Genomic DNA, 13161 nt, shown 5'->3' on the forward strand with positions numbered 1-13161 from the left:
ATCTTGTCTGAAGCGAGCGCCTGAAATTTCGTCAGCACGCTTCATTCAGGAAGGTTTTTGCTCTCAGAAAGAAAAAGAACATGATCAAAAGATCGGAAATACAGGACTACGTTCAGCGCCGTTACGGTATCGGCCCCGATTATACTTTCGCGCAATATCCTGATTATGCAGTTTTCCGTCATCCGGGGGACGAGAAATGGTTCTGTCTGCTTATGACTGTCGCCAAAGACCGGCTCGGTCTCGAGGGAGAAGGGGAGTGTGACCTAATCGACGTCAAATCTCCGCCCATGAAAGTGGATGATCTGAGAACCCAGCCCGGATACCGGCCTGCTTATCACATGAACAAGACCCATTGGCTGAGTGTCCTGCTCGACGGCAGGGTCAAGCGAGAAACGCTGTTCGATCTTATCGATCATAGTTTCGAGCTGACACGGTAACTCGCGCGTTCCCAGCTGGGACGCGTCGCGTTCTGATGCAGTTGTTGTGTCGGCTAGCTTACAAGACTGGCATGCCCCTCGCTGTGAGGGCGCATGCCAGTGAGCAGGATGATCCGTCAGATCACCATTGAAGCCATCAGGCAGAAGCCGAGGCCGAGGAAGGCAATCAGGGTTTCGATAACGCACCAGGTCTTGATGGTCTGGGGCACGGTCAGGCCCAGATATTCCTTGATCTGCCAGAAGCCTGCATCGTTCATCGGGCCGAAAGCGACCGATCCGGCGCCGGTGACGAGCACCATGAGCTCAGGCGAGACGCCGTGGCTCTTGAGCAGGATGGGACCTGCGATGCTCGATGCCGTGCTCATGGCAACCGTGGCAGAACCGCAGGCAACGCGAACGATGACGGCCAGAAGCCAGCCCAGCACCAGAATGGGCACATTGAAGTCCAGTGCCGTGTCGGTGATGACCTTGGACACACCGCTATCGACCAGCTCACGCCCGAAGCCGCCGCCCGCGCCGACCAGCAGCATGATAAGCGCGGTCGGGCCAAGGCACTCATTGGTGAACTTCAGAATGGTGTCGCGCGAGAAGCCGCGGGCGAGACCCAGCACATAGAAGGAGAGAATGACGGCCAGAACCAGGGCGATATCGGTATTGCCCACGAAATGCAGCGCCGTGTTGAGGCTCGTACCGGGGGCGGAAACGCGATCGGCAATCGAGGCGATCAGCATCAGAACCACGGGTGAGAGAATCGTGAAAACTGTGATGCCAAAACCGGGCATGTTCTTCGGCGGTTCGCGATTGACGAATTGCTCCGCCAGCGGGTTTTCCTCGGTCAGGGGAACACGCGGCGCGATGAACCGGGCATAAAGCGGCCCTGCAATAATCGCGATCGGCGTGCCGATCAGGATGCCGAGAAAGATCGTGTGGCCCGTATTGGCGTGATAGGCCGAGAGCGCCAACAGCGTCGCCGGGTGGGGCGGGATCATGGCATGGGTGACGGAAAGAGCCGCGCCCATAGGCAGAGCAACACGCAAAAGCGGCGTATCGGTACGCGCCGCAAGCACGAAGGCGAGCGGGATCAGCAGCACGAAGCCGACTTCGAAGAAGACCGGCAGACCGATCAGCAGACCAATGACCATCATGGCCCAGTCGACGCGCGATCGTCCGGCCCAACTCGATATGGTCAGGGCAATCCTGTCTGCGCCGCCAGACTCCGCCAGCATCTTGCCCAGCATGGTGCCGAGCGCGATGACGGTGCCGACATGGCCCAGAACATGGCCAGCGCCCTCTTCGAAGGATTTGACGACCTTGTCGGCAGGCATACCGGCGGCAAGCGCCAGAGCCAGCGAGGTCGTGAAGAGGACAATGAAGGGGTTGAGCCTGAAATAGGCGATGAGAACGACGATCGCGAGGATCGCGGCCGTGGCGAGGGAGATGGCAAATAGCGCAGACATGGCGTGATCTCGGGACCGGAAACGGATTTCTGTCAACGTGTTGAGACGCGTCTGATGTTCACATATTGGGCAGAAATCTTACAAGCCGCGTCAGGGCTGGTCCGGCGCCAAAAAAATCTGGATCGATCCAACCCTTCCGAAAGCCGTGAAACGAGTCGCGATGGTCGGCAGGCATGGCGCCCCGGCCTGAACCGGACTATGCAAAAGGATCATTTCGCTTCTGGCGCCGCGTCATGTCTCTTTTTCTGTCAGGTGGTTTCTCTCACCCCGAAAGAGCCGGGGGCGCCAAGACCGAACAGGGAGATCTGGCATGCTGATTCGCACCGACGAGAAAGCGGATATCGACACCCCGACCGGCAAGATGCGCGTGCATCTGTTCCGTCCCACAAAAGAGGGGCGCTTCCCGGCCATTCTGCTGTTTTCGGAAATCTATCAGGTAACGGCGCCGATCGAGCGTCTGGCCGCCATGATTGCGGGGCAGGGTTATCTGGTGGCTGTTCCCGAAGTCTATCACGAATACGAGGCGGCGGGCTGCGTTCTGGCCTATGACAAGCCCGGCACGGATCGGGGCAACGAGCTGAAATACACCAAGCCTGTCGGGCAGTTCGACAGCGACAATGTCGCGTTGATCGACTGGCTGCGCGGCCATGAGGCATGCAGCGGCCGCTTCGGGGCTTTCGGTGTCTGCCTCGGGGGGCATCTCGCCTTTCGCGCGGCGCTGAACCCGGCCATTGAGGCGACTGGCTGTTTCTACGCGACCGATCTGCACACCGGCACGCTGGGCGGTGAGCGCCATGACGGTACGCTAGCCCGTGCTGCAGAGATCAAAGGCGAGATCATGATGGTCTGGGGCCGTCATGATCCGCATGTGCCCTATGAGGGCCGTCGCCAGATCCGCGATGCGCTGGAGCAGGCGGAAGTGGCGCTTGAATGGCACGAAGTTGATGGCCAGCATGCCTTCCTGCGCGACGGAGCCCCTCGTTTTGACGCGGCGCTGTTCCTGCAGGGCATGAGCTGGACCAATGCGCTTTTCCAGCGCGTCTTCATGGCGCAGCCCTGAGCGATGGCCATGGTGCAGCACGGTGAGGGGCTTTACGGCTGGGAACGCGCCAAGGCGATGCTCGCCGTTGCGCTTGCCGTGCTGCTCTCTGTTCTTGATTATGCCGTGGCCAATGTCGCTTTGCCGAGCATTGCCCATGACCTGAATATTGCCTCGTCGCAGTCGATCTGGGTCATCAATGCCTATCAGCTGGCGTCATTATCGATGCTGCTGCCCCTGGCTTCTCTTGGCGCGCGCATCGGCTTTGCGCGCATGTGTCGGGTGGGTATTGCGATCTTCCTCGTGGCGTCCGTGCTATGCGCCCTGTCTCACAGCCTGCTCGAACTGGCTCTGGCCCGCGCTCTTCAGGGGGTTGGTGGGGCCAGTATCATGAGCGTGGCGATCGCGCTTATCCGCTTCATCTATCCCAAGGAAGCGCTCGGCAAGGGCCTCGCTCTCAACGGGCTGATTATTGGTACCGGGGTGGCGCTCGGTCCGACAGTGGGCTCCCTGGTCATGTCAGTGGCTGACTGGCCGTGGATTTTCTGGATCAATGTGCCGCTTGGGCTGTTTGCTCTTGGCATGGCCAGTTTCGCCCTGCCGGTGACACCGCGTTCGGAGAAGGCGGTTGATCTCGCTGCAATCTGTCTGACGGTCGCGGCCTTTACCTTCACGGTGATCGGCGTTGATGATCTGGTGCATGGCGGGCTCTTCAGCGCCTTGGCGCTGTCTGGCATCGGCATGGCCTGCTGGCTGGCCCTGCTGCGGCATCAACGGGGAAGCAGCGAGCCGGTCGTGCCCGTCGATCTGCTAGGCGTGCCGTCTTTCCTGATCGCTTTTATTGTCGGTATGACCGGTTTTGTTGCGTCGAATTTCTTCATCATTGCCATGCCGTTTACGCTGGAAACGGTATTTCAGCGTCCCGTGACCGTGACGGGTTTTCTGATTACGCCCTGGGCCGTGGGCGTGGCCAGCATGTCGTTCCTGATCGGACGCTGGGCGGACAGGATACCGGCAGCGCAGCTTTCGAGCCTTGGTCTTGCCATAACGGGATGCGGCTTTGCCCTGTTGTGGATGCTGCCGAACGATGCGTCCAATTTCGACATCATCTGGCGTACCTGGCTTGCGGGCTCGGGTTTTGGCATGTTTCAGCCCCCCAATAATCGCGTCATGATGCTTGCAGCCCCCCGTGGCCGCGAGGGGAGTGCCAGCGGTCTTGTTTCAGTCGCCCGGCTTGGCGGGCAGACGCTGGGCGCGCTGCTGGTGGCGAGCGTCTTTCGTTTCAGCACCCATGCCTCAACGCTTTGCCTGCTTTGTGCGATGATCATTGCATGGCTCGGCGCCGGTCTCAGTCTCGGGCGGACGCTACGGCTCGGTTCCAAGCGCTGATCGCTCAGCTGTGAGGCGCCTTCCCGTCTGTGGCCGGGCTAGGATGGCACCCTGACCGGGTATGACCGGCGGATGAGAAGGAAAGAAGCACGTCAATGAATGGCCTTGTGCGTCGCGCCAAGATATTTGCGACCAGAGCCCATGCCTCGATCGGGCAGAAACGCAAATATGACGGCCAGGATTATATCGTTCACCCTGAGGCAGTGGCGCTGATCGTGGCGACAGCGGGTGGACGGCCCGAGGCGGTCGCTGCGGCCTGGCTTCATGACGTCGTTGAAGACACACCCGTTACCCAGGCCGAGATCGACACCGTCTTCGGTTCCGATGTCGGGAGTCTTGTCGAGATGCTGACCGATGTGAGCCGCCCCGAGGATGGTAACCGCGAGACGCGCAAGGCGATTGACCGGGCCCATTCGGCACGGGCGAGTGCCGAGGGACAGACGATCAAGCTGGCTGATCTGCTGGACAATGCCCGTTCGATCATCCGTCACGACAATGATTTCGCCGTGACGTTCCTGCGCGAGATGAAGCAGCTCATGCCGCTTCTGACGAAGGGAGATCGCAGGCTTCATCGCGAACTCGGCGACGTGCTGGATGCCTGGGAAAAATCACGGTCATGACACCCGTCATTCGCATGGTGGCGGGATCGCATCTCTTTGGCACCGATACGCCTGCTTCTGATACCGATCTCAAGGCAGTCTTTCTGCCCTCGGCACGCGATATCCTGCTGCAATCCTGTCAGGATGTCGTTGTGACGCAGCGTGAAAAGACTCACGGCGAGCGTAACCAGGCTGGTGAAGTCGACGAAACCGGCTTCTCGCTCCACCGCTTTCTCGATTTTCTCGGGCAGGGCCAGATTGTTGCGCTCGATATGGTTTTTACGCCTCCTGAATTCTGGCTGGAGGAGCCGCATCCTGTCTGGCATCGCATTGTTGGCTCCCGTCTTTCGCTGATCGGGCTGAGTACGGCGAGTTTTCTGGGCTATTGCCGTGCCCATGCAGAGCGCAATGGCGCGCGCGGTGCGCGACTGGCAGAGTTGACTCAGATGGCACGCTTCCTAAGAGAGGAGCGCGCCTCTCATGGGGGCGCCGGGCGTCTGGAAGATATCGAGACAAGGCTGCGCGATTTTATCGCCACCTCGAATTTCGCGCATACGGCAATCGTCATGATCGATCAGCCGGGCCCTAACGGGGCTGTTGCGCATCTGAGCTGTGCCGGGCGCAAGACGCCTTTCAGGACGAAGCTGAGTGACGCGGAGGCGCTTCTGGCTCGTGCTGCAGCGAGCTACGGGGCCCGCGCCAATGCGTCCAGCGACGGTTCAGACGGGAAAGCGCTCAGCCATGCGTTGAGGTTGGGCTATCAGACCAGGGAATTGCTGAGCACGGGTCATATCACCTTTCCAAGGCCCGAGGCCGACCATCTGCGTGCGATCAAAGGAGGGAAAGTGAGTGCTGAGTGCGTTGGTCAGGAACTCGAAGCTCTGCTGATAGAGATCGAACGTCTTGCAGACTCGACCTCATTCGTCGGCGTCGAACCCGATCGTGCTCTAAGAGACGATCTCATCTGTCATACGTACAAAAATGCTATCTTCGAGTTGGAAAAAATTTAACTTATATAGTTTAATTATGTGTTTATAGGATTCATGATCCTGTTATGTGTTGTGTAAGTAATTGGAGAAACTTACGGTCATAAATGGAAATGTTCTTGTCCCGGGCGAAAAGTACCTGATGAAAATATGGACCGGGCTGAGCAGTGAGGTTTTTAAAAAGACGGAGGAAGTAACCTTCGTTGGATATATCTTCGATGGTCTACCGGTTCTCGGAAAGTCTTTCGCAATGAAAGATCTGGTGCCGGGCAAAAACCAGAAAGCCTATATGCTCGCGTTAGATGGCCAATACATTGTGATCGGCGCTCCCGTTCACAATGGGATCTGGGCGACAGATGAGGGAGACAGGGTCACATTCTCCACATTGGCGAGCAACTGAGAGAATAACCCTATTGCGGCTAGGGCAAGATACGACACAATCTTGTCTCTCTGGTCGTCTTGCCTTCCAGTTCCATGGTCGTCGGTAGCGTGGCGGAACTGAGGATGTCGATGCCGTCTTTGGGGGCATAAGGGCGGCCGGGGTCGGCCATCCAGACTTCCATGTCCTGAGCGCAGCGGCGCAGCCAGGGAATGATGCGGTCCGCCATCGGCTGATTGTAGCAGACATCCCCGCAGAGCAGCAGATCGACGGGGGGAACCTTGCCAATCTGATCGCCATGGAGCGGCGTCACGCGCAGCCCGTTCAGTGTTGCGTTGAGTTGGGCGGCGTCGAGGGCGAGAGGATCGATGTCATTGACCAGCACCTCGCTCGCGCCGGCTTTTGCACAGGCAAGCCCGGCAAGACCACCGCCACAGGCAAAATCGAGCACACTCTTGTCGCGAACGCTTTCGGGATGATCGAGAATCCAGCGTGCGAGAAGCTGGCTGCCAGGCCAGGCAAAGGCCCAAAAGGGCGGTTCGATATTCATCTCGGCTAGATGGGATTCGGTTGCCTGCCAGATCGGGGTGATTTCGGTTGCCAGATGAAGGCGCAGCTCAGGAACGAGAGGGGCGGTCTCGATGGACGTCTGGCTGACAATGAAAGCGGCAGGGTCTTTCATGAGAAACTGCGCCCGAGAATGAAGGCGAGGGCCAGCACGAGACCGAAGGGCACGTTCTGACGAAACAGTTTCAGGCAGAGAGCCGGATTGTGGATATCAAGCCGTGTGATTTGTGTCAGGAGGATCAGACTCGCGAAGGCGGCGACGGGCCAAGCCGACCAGTGCAGATGGCCAAAAGCCATGGCTGCGGCGAAAAGCACGATTGCGCCCCCATAGCAGCTTGCAATGAAACCTCGCGCCTTCGAGGCCCAGAGACGAGAGGTTGAGCGCACGCCTATACGGGCATCGTCATCCATGTCCTGAAAGCCGTAGATCGTGTCAAAACCGAGCTGCCAGATGATCGTGCCCGCGTAAAGCAGGGCACAGACCCAATCGACATGTCCGGCGCTCGCGGCGTAGCCCATGGGCGCGCCGAAGCCGAATGTGAAACCCATGACAAGCTGCGGCCACCAGGTGACACGTTTCGCGGCTGGATAGAGACCGACCAGAAGCAGGGCCAGAGGCGCCAGCGCCCAGCAGATGAGCGGCAACTGGAAAAGGACAAGCGCGCCGATCAGCAGGAGAGCCGCCAGAAATGCGAGTGCCTGTTTGACCGAAAGGCGTCCGCTCGCCAGAGGACGCCCTGCGGTGCGGGCGACCTGCGCATCGATCTTGCGATCCCAGATGTCGTTCACGACGCAGCCCGCCGAGCGCATGGCCAGAGAGCCGATGGCGAAAAGCAGGATCAGCACCGCCCGGTGCAAAGGCGTCGTGCCCTGTGCAAGTTCGATGCCCCAGATCCCGGGCAGAAGCAAAAGCCATGTTCCGACAGGGCGGTCCAGACGTGCCAGCAGCACATACGGGCGCAATCCCTCCGGCAGACGGGCAACCCAGCCGTGAGCGCGGATATCGGTATGGGCTGCGGTCTGACGTATCATTAGGGTCTCCGTGTCGTCATGACGGTTCATTGCGTCTATGAGGGTCGAACGTCAATCACGCATCAAGAGGGTCTCATGCAGGACGCGCCCCGGCTATATCTCGATCTGCCATTTCCGCCCCAGGGCGAGGGGGTGGCGCTCGATGCGGATCAGATGCGCTATCTGGCCACGGTGCTGCGCCTGCAGAATGGCGATACGGTTCATGTCTTCAACGAGGCAGCCGGGGAATGGGAGGCTCGTCTCGAGATCCAGCGCAAGGACAGGGGGCAGGCGCTTCTTGTTGCGCAGGTCAGGGCGCCCGAGCAGCCGATCGGGCCGGTGCTGGTTTTTGCCCCGCTCAAGCGTGATGCCACCGATCTCGTTCTGCGCATGGGGACCGAAATGAGGGTGACACGATTCTGTCCAGTGATCACCGAGCGCACGAATACCCACAGAATCAATGCCGAGCGTTTTCGTGCCATCGCCATCGAGGCGGCAGAACAATGTGAGCGGCTCGACATTCCCCTTATTGATCCGCTCAGGCCGCTCACTCAGCTTCTGGCCGAATGGCAGGGAAGCAGAGCGCTTTACGCTGGGCTGGAACGACAGGAAAGCGAAAGCGTTGGTGTGGTACCGGGTGATTACGGACTGCTCATCGGGCCGGAGGGTGGTTTTTCCGAAACCGAGCGTCGTTTGTTGAATACCCATGAGGCGATTATTCCGATTTCGCTCGGAAAACGCATATTGAGGGCCGATACCGCAGTTGTTGCAGGACTTGCCCAGTTGGCGTTTCGCTCCTCACAGTCCATATAGGACGAAACTCATCAGTTTCTTTTTCCAGACACCCCTGAGGCTCCAGTAACGCCCATGTCCAATCCAGGTGACCTGAACGACACGCCCATCCAGAGCAAGGCCCAGCTCGTCACGCTTCTTGCCGATGGCGCAAAGCCGCAAGCCTCCTGGCGTATCGGCACCGAGCACGAGAAATTCGGCTTCGTTCTGCCTGACGATCAATCCGGGCGCGTCGCCTACAGCCCACCCGCCTATACACCGGACGGTATTGAATCGCTGCTGCACAGCTTCAGGGGCGATGGCAGTGCCTGGGAGTCGATCGAGGACCACGGCAAGCTCATCGGTCTGAAGGGCAGGGGCGTTCATAAGGGGGAGTCGGTCTCGCTCGAACCCGCGGGCCAGTTCGAGCTATCGGGGCGCCCGACAGCCGATCTGCACGAGACCAGGGCCGAGATGGAAGCTCATTTCGCCGATCTGCGTGCGCCTGCCCAATCCCTGGGTCTTGGTTTCGCCCCGCTGGGCTTTCAGCCGCTCTGGTCGCGTGATGCCATGCCGATCATGCCCAAAAGCCGCTACGCCATCATGCGTCGTTACATGCCCAAGGTAGGTACGCTCGGTCTCGACATGATGACGCGCACCTGCACAGTGCAGGTCAATCTCGATTTCGGCTCTGAGGAAGACATGGCGCGCAAGATGCGCGTCTCTCTGGCGCTTCAGCCTCTTGCCACCGCCCTTTTCGCCAATTCGCCGTTCTATGAGGGCAAGCCTAACGGGCTGCTGTCGAACCGCGCGCATGTCTGGACCGATACCGACAATGCCCGTTCGGGAATGCCAGCCTGCTGCTTTGAAGACGGCTTCGGCTTTGAGCATTATGTCGACTGGGTGCTTGACGTGCCAATGTATTTCGTGATGCGCGATGGCGAGATACGCGATGTGGCAGGGGCGTCGTTTCGTGACTGGCTCGCGGGCAAGGCGCAGCCCGCGCTGGCCGGGCTTACGCCGACCATGGGTGACTTCGAAGACCACCTTACGACAGCGTTCCCCGATGTCAGGCTCAAGCAGTTTCTTGAAATGCGCGGTGCCGATGCCGGCAGTCCTGCCATGATGCTGGCGCAGTCTGCGCTCTGGGTCGGCCTGCTCTACGATCCGGCGACGCTTCTTGCGGCAGAGGCACTCGTGCGTGAGCAGGATTGGGACAGCTATCGTGCCCTACGCGCTGCGGTGCCGGGAAAGGGCTTGGATGCCACCTTCCCCGGTGGGCTGCGTGCGCTCGCAAAGCGCGTGATTGCTCTGGCGGAGCAGGGCCTGCGTGCACGCAAGCTCGGTGAGGAGAATTATCTGGCCCCGCTCCAGGCCATCGCTGATGGCGCTAAAACCCAGGCCGAACACTGGCTCGATCGCTATCATGGGGACTGGCAGGGTGATGTCAGGTTTATTTTCAACGAAGCTGCTATCTGACGGATCGGCCATGACACTGCGCGCAGCCTGCCTGTTCACCGGCCTCGCCGGTCTCCTTTTTGCTCCGGTGCCGGTCATGGCGCAGGTCAAGCCCGCTGTGTTGCGTCCGGCTGATGCAGGCTGGATTGCCCGCGTTCAGGATGCGCTGAACGGCATTCATGCCATCAAGGCGCGCTTTCAGCAGATCGCGCCCGATGGCGCGCGTACGACGGGAACGGCCTGGCTCGATCGGCCGGGGCGCATGCGCTTCGATTATGACAAGCCGAGCCCGCTGCTGTTGATCGCCAATCAGGGGCAGATCGTCTATCAGGACCGTGAGTTGGGCCAAGTCACGACATTACCGCTCGACCGCACCCCGCTTGGTCTGCTTCTGCGCCCCGATCTGCGCCTGTCCGGGGATGTGACCGTCACAGGATTTCAGCACGACAAGGGACTGGTGCAGGTCACGCTCGTGCGTAGCGCGACACCTTCCGAGGGCAGTCTGACGCTTATTTTCGCTGACTCGCCGCTGACTCTGCGCTCATGGGTTGTGAAAGACGCGCAGGGGCGCGAGACTCAGATCGATCTTTTCGATGTCGCAGCCAATCCCACCCTGCCGGACACGCTTTTTGCGCTTCCGAAAGAGCAGGATTGATCACTTGTCCCCGGCGTGACGCCGGGGAGCCTTTTATTCCTTCCCGAGTTCCAGGGCGCGGGCATAGACGACGCGCTTTGGCAGATTGACTGCCCCGGCGACCAGGGCGGCGGCATCCTTGACTGAATGCGTCTTCAGGGCCGTGCGCAGGCGGGCATCGAGATCTTCCTCCGTGGGCGCTGTATCTTCTTCGGTCGGTCCAACTAGAATGGTGATCTCGCCACGCGGAGCAGTCTGGGTGAAGTGGGTCTTAAGCTCGCTCAGCGTGCCGCGCCTTACTTCTTCGAAACGCTTGGTCAGTTCGCGTGCCACCGCTGCCTGACGGTCGGCGCCAAAGACCGCAATCAGATCCTCGATCATGTCCAGCAACCGGTGAGGGGCCTCATACCAAATCAGGGTCGCGCTGAATCCTGCCTGTTCTGCGGCGCGCAGCACGGCGAACTGGCTCCGTCGCGCCGATGACCGCGAGGCGGCGAAGCCACTGAAAAGATAGGGATGAGGCGGCAGACCCGACAGGGTAAGGGCGAGGGTCGCTGCATTGGGGCCGGGCACCGCGCCGACATTCATTCCTTCGGCAATGGCGGCGCGTGCCAGACGAAAGCCCGGATCGGAGACCAGGGGCGTCCCGGCATCAGAAACCAGCGCCATTTTCGCACCGGATTGCAGTCGGCTCAGCAGACCGGGAATACGGCCTTCTTCATTGTGATCATGAAGAATCTGTGTCGGAGTGGAAACATTATAGGCCTTGAGCAGTTTCGCTGTTACCCGCGTATCCTCGCACAGGATGACGTCCGCTGCGTTCAGCGTGGCAATGGCGCGGGCGCTGATATCGCCCAGATTGCCTATGGGCGTTGCGACCAGTGTCAGGCTTCCCGCCGCAAGGGTCGCAGAACGGGAGGAAGTGTCATAAGCATGCTGCGGACCATCAAGGGTCGAATCGTCAACAGGAGTATGGGTGCAAGATGGTAAGTCGGACATTCGGTCCCCGTCAGCGCGTGGTTTCCTTCACATCGCTCAGGTCGGCCTCTGCATGCAAGGTTTCCGCACTCGCCGGTGTTGCGCTGCTCGCCCTGAATGCCTGTAGCGGGCCGGAAACGCCTCCGCCCATCAGCCCTCCTTCATCCGGCACGGCCCAGCAGGACACGACCCGGAAGATCGGCATGCTGCTGCCGCTTACTGGACGCTTCGCCAAGCTTGGCCAGCAGATGGCCAATGCCGCCCATATTGCAGTGCCCGAGGGCCATGGCGTAACCCTCGATATCCGCGATACCGATGCTTTGGGCCAGACTGCCGAAGGCGCTGCCCGGGCAGCACTCGATCATGGCGATATGGTTGTGCTGGGGCCGCTTACCGCCCCCCAGACTGCTGCGGTGGCCTCTGTCACGCAGCCAGCCAATATCCCCGAATTTGCCTATACCAGTGATCAGGCCCAGGCGAAGCCGGGTGTGTGGGTCATGGGTGTTACGGTCGAGCAGCAGATCGGGCGGCTTGTCGATGCGGCGGCACAGGAAGGGCGCAAGACTTTTGCTGCCTTCCTTCCCGATAATGCGCTCGGCCATGCTCTTGGTGACGCACTCCTCAAGGCCTGTTCAGCCAAGGGGCTGGCCGCACCACAGATCGTGTTCCACACCGAGGCTCCCGATTCGATCACGGGCGGCATCAAGACGCTCGCCAATCTGCAGTTCCGTCAGGGGCAGGTGGCGCAGCAACCTGACGCCGCGAAGGCGGAAGAACCCGACGCGGTCAATCCTCTAGGCACGGCAGAGGCTCCGACCCCGTCAGCAACGCCTACCCGCCCGGCGACACCGCCTGCAACTCCAGGTGGCGCCCCGCCTCAGGCCGTTCCCGGCCCTGTCGCGCTGCCGCCTCCGCCCTTCGATGCGCTTTTGCTTGGCGATACGGGGCTGCAACTGGCCACGGTCATCGACGGGCTCAAGCAAGCTTCGGTCGATCCGCATCAGACGCGTATCCTCGGACCGGCTCTCTGGAGCGCTTTTGCAGCAAAACTCGGGGCTTTGCAGGGCAGCTGGTTCGCCGCGCCAGATCCGACGTCGCGTACGGATTTCGTTCAGCGTTATCGCAGCCGCTATGGCTACGCGCCGTCCGTACTCGCCAATGTGGCCTACGACACCGCAACCATGGCTGCCGTGTTGAGCCAGAGTCCTGACGGGTTCTCGCAGAAATCGCTCCTGCGGCCAGACGGGTTTGCAGGTTCAGATGGCACTTTTGTGTTGCAGCCTGACGGGACTGTCGCTCGTGGTCTGGCGGTCTTCGAGATTCTTCCCGGTGGCGGTGTGAAAATGGCCTCCGCGGCGCCTAGAAGACTGGTCCGCAACGCCCCCTGACGTCGTCAGGGGCTAGGCCGTCCTCTCGCGTTTCCCTTTATCGCCCCTGCATTTGATTGGGGGCGACA

General features: G+C 60.3%; 14 protein-coding genes. 10 read left to right on the forward strand and 4 right to left on the reverse strand.

Translation table 11 applies throughout. The annotated features are described in order from the left end of the window. Nucleotides 1-80 precede the first annotated feature (80 nt). The gene (locus tag AAID99_RS03095) at nucleotides 81-437 is read left to right on the forward strand and encodes an MmcQ/YjbR family DNA-binding protein (RefSeq protein ID WP_188425285.1); all 357 of its coding nucleotides are present in this window, start codon (nucleotides 81-83) and stop codon (nucleotides 435-437) included. A gap of 116 nt (nucleotides 438-553) precedes the next feature. Here the strand turns inward: AAID99_RS03095 and AAID99_RS03100 are convergent, their stop codons facing one another. Next, the gene (locus tag AAID99_RS03100) at nucleotides 554-1894 is read right to left on the reverse strand and encodes a GntT/GntP/DsdX family permease (RefSeq protein WP_188425286.1); all 1341 of its coding nucleotides are present in this window, start codon (nucleotides 1892-1894) and stop codon (nucleotides 554-556) included. A gap of 310 nt (nucleotides 1895-2204) precedes the next feature. Here AAID99_RS03100 and AAID99_RS03105 point away from each other — a divergent pair, with 310 nt between their 5' ends. The 5 genes from AAID99_RS03105 (at nucleotide 2205) to AAID99_RS03125 (ending at nucleotide 6307) form a co-directional block, all read left to right on the forward strand. Next, nucleotides 2205-2954: a dienelactone hydrolase family protein gene (locus AAID99_RS03105; protein ID WP_188425287.1), complete on the forward strand. Its 750-nt coding sequence runs from the start codon at nucleotides 2205-2207 to the stop codon at nucleotides 2952-2954. Between the two features lie 9 nt (nucleotides 2955-2963). Next, the gene (locus tag AAID99_RS03110; protein ID WP_229719508.1) at nucleotides 2964-4322 is read left to right on the forward strand and encodes an MFS transporter; all 1359 of its coding nucleotides are present in this window, start codon (nucleotides 2964-2966) and stop codon (nucleotides 4320-4322) included. A gap of 95 nt (nucleotides 4323-4417) precedes the next feature. Further along, nucleotides 4418-4942 carry an HD domain-containing protein gene (locus AAID99_RS03115; protein WP_498493128.1) on the forward strand — a complete coding sequence of 175 codons (525 nt, stop codon included), beginning with the start codon at nucleotides 4418-4420 and terminating at the stop codon, nucleotides 4940-4942. Next, the gene (locus AAID99_RS03120; protein ID WP_498493129.1) at nucleotides 4939-5931 is read left to right on the forward strand and encodes a DNA polymerase beta superfamily protein; all 993 of its coding nucleotides are present in this window, start codon (nucleotides 4939-4941) and stop codon (nucleotides 5929-5931) included. Before AAID99_RS03115 ends, AAID99_RS03120 begins: the two co-directional genes overlap by 4 nt. Nucleotides 5932-6049: 118 nt before the next feature. After that, nucleotides 6050-6307 carry a hypothetical protein gene (locus AAID99_RS03125; protein WP_229719509.1) on the forward strand — a complete coding sequence of 86 codons (258 nt, stop codon included), beginning with the start codon at nucleotides 6050-6052 and terminating at the stop codon, nucleotides 6305-6307. Nucleotides 6308-6326: 19 nt separating this feature from the next. Here AAID99_RS03125 and AAID99_RS03130 read toward each other — a convergent pair whose 3' ends face one another. Both AAID99_RS03130 and ubiA read right to left on the reverse strand, forming a co-directional pair. Then, a complete protein-coding gene (locus tag AAID99_RS03130) occupies nucleotides 6327-6968 on the reverse strand; it encodes a class I SAM-dependent methyltransferase (RefSeq protein ID WP_498493130.1) in 642 nt (213 codons plus the stop codon). Next, nucleotides 6965-7885, reverse strand: coding sequence for a 4-hydroxybenzoate octaprenyltransferase (ubiA, locus tag AAID99_RS03135; protein ID WP_371869817.1), 921 nt, complete (start codon nucleotides 7883-7885; stop codon nucleotides 6965-6967). Before ubiA ends, AAID99_RS03130 begins: the two co-directional genes overlap by 4 nt. 75 nt (nucleotides 7886-7960) lie before the next feature. Between ubiA and AAID99_RS03140 the strand changes: the two genes are divergently transcribed. From AAID99_RS03140 to AAID99_RS03150, 3 genes are read left to right on the forward strand one after another with little or no spacing between them, the layout of a single operon-like run. After that, nucleotides 7961-8677 (forward strand): 16S rRNA (uracil(1498)-N(3))-methyltransferase, encoded by a 717-nt coding sequence (locus AAID99_RS03140; protein WP_498493131.1) that lies wholly within the window; start codon nucleotides 7961-7963, stop codon nucleotides 8675-8677. Between the two features lie 54 nt (nucleotides 8678-8731). Continuing rightward, nucleotides 8732-10114 (forward strand): glutamate--cysteine ligase, encoded by a 1383-nt coding sequence (locus AAID99_RS03145; protein ID WP_188425294.1) that lies wholly within the window; start codon nucleotides 8732-8734, stop codon nucleotides 10112-10114. Between the two features lie 10 nt (nucleotides 10115-10124). After that, on the forward strand, nucleotides 10125-10748 hold the full coding sequence (locus tag AAID99_RS03150; protein WP_188425295.1) for a LolA family protein: 624 nt from the start codon (nucleotides 10125-10127) through the stop codon (nucleotides 10746-10748). A 33-nt stretch (nucleotides 10749-10781) separates the two neighbouring features. Here AAID99_RS03150 and rsmI read toward each other — a convergent pair whose 3' ends face one another. After that, nucleotides 10782-11726: a 16S rRNA (cytidine(1402)-2'-O)-methyltransferase gene (gene rsmI, locus AAID99_RS03155; RefSeq protein WP_188425296.1), complete on the reverse strand. Its 945-nt coding sequence runs from the start codon at nucleotides 11724-11726 to the stop codon at nucleotides 10782-10784. Here rsmI and AAID99_RS03160 point away from each other — a divergent pair. After that, nucleotides 11711-13093 (forward strand): penicillin-binding protein activator, encoded by a 1383-nt coding sequence (locus AAID99_RS03160; protein ID WP_188425297.1) that lies wholly within the window; start codon nucleotides 11711-11713, stop codon nucleotides 13091-13093. The two genes, rsmI and AAID99_RS03160, sit on opposite strands and share 16 nt — an antisense overlap. Nucleotides 13094-13161: the final 68 nt, after the last annotated feature.

The organism is Asaia sp. Ae19-3 (genome assembly GCF_059801175.1).

Coding starts and splice junctions, on each gene's coding strand:
- AAID99_RS03145 (WP_188425294.1), top strand. CDS start 8,732: ATGTCCAATCCAGGTGACCTGAACGACACGCCCATCCAGAGCAAGGCC.
- AAID99_RS03125 (WP_229719509.1), top strand. CDS start 6,050: ATGAAAATATGGACCGGGCTGAGCAGTGAGGTTTTTAAAAAGACGGAG.
- AAID99_RS03095 (WP_188425285.1), top strand. CDS start 81: ATGATCAAAAGATCGGAAATACAGGACTACGTTCAGCGCCGTTACGGT.
- AAID99_RS03130 (WP_498493130.1), bottom strand. CDS start 6,968: ATGAAAGACCCTGCCGCTTTCATTGTCAGCCAGACGTCCATCGAGACC.
- AAID99_RS03150 (WP_188425295.1), top strand. CDS start 10,125: ATGACACTGCGCGCAGCCTGCCTGTTCACCGGCCTCGCCGGTCTCCTT.
- ubiA (WP_371869817.1), bottom strand. CDS start 7,885: ATGATACGTCAGACCGCAGCCCATACCGATATCCGCGCTCACGGCTGG.
- AAID99_RS03110 (WP_229719508.1), top strand. CDS start 2,964: ATGGTGCAGCACGGTGAGGGGCTTTACGGCTGGGAACGCGCCAAGGCG.
- AAID99_RS03100 (WP_188425286.1), bottom strand. CDS start 1,894: ATGTCTGCGCTATTTGCCATCTCCCTCGCCACGGCCGCGATCCTCGCG.
- AAID99_RS03160 (WP_188425297.1), top strand. CDS start 11,711: ATGGTAAGTCGGACATTCGGTCCCCGTCAGCGCGTGGTTTCCTTCACA.
- AAID99_RS03105 (WP_188425287.1), top strand. CDS start 2,205: ATGCTGATTCGCACCGACGAGAAAGCGGATATCGACACCCCGACCGGC.
- AAID99_RS03140 (WP_498493131.1), top strand. CDS start 7,961: ATGCAGGACGCGCCCCGGCTATATCTCGATCTGCCATTTCCGCCCCAG.
- AAID99_RS03120 (WP_498493129.1), top strand. CDS start 4,939: ATGACACCCGTCATTCGCATGGTGGCGGGATCGCATCTCTTTGGCACC.
- rsmI (WP_188425296.1), bottom strand. CDS start 11,726: ATGTCCGACTTACCATCTTGCACCCATACTCCTGTTGACGATTCGACC.
- AAID99_RS03115 (WP_498493128.1), top strand. CDS start 4,418: ATGAATGGCCTTGTGCGTCGCGCCAAGATATTTGCGACCAGAGCCCAT.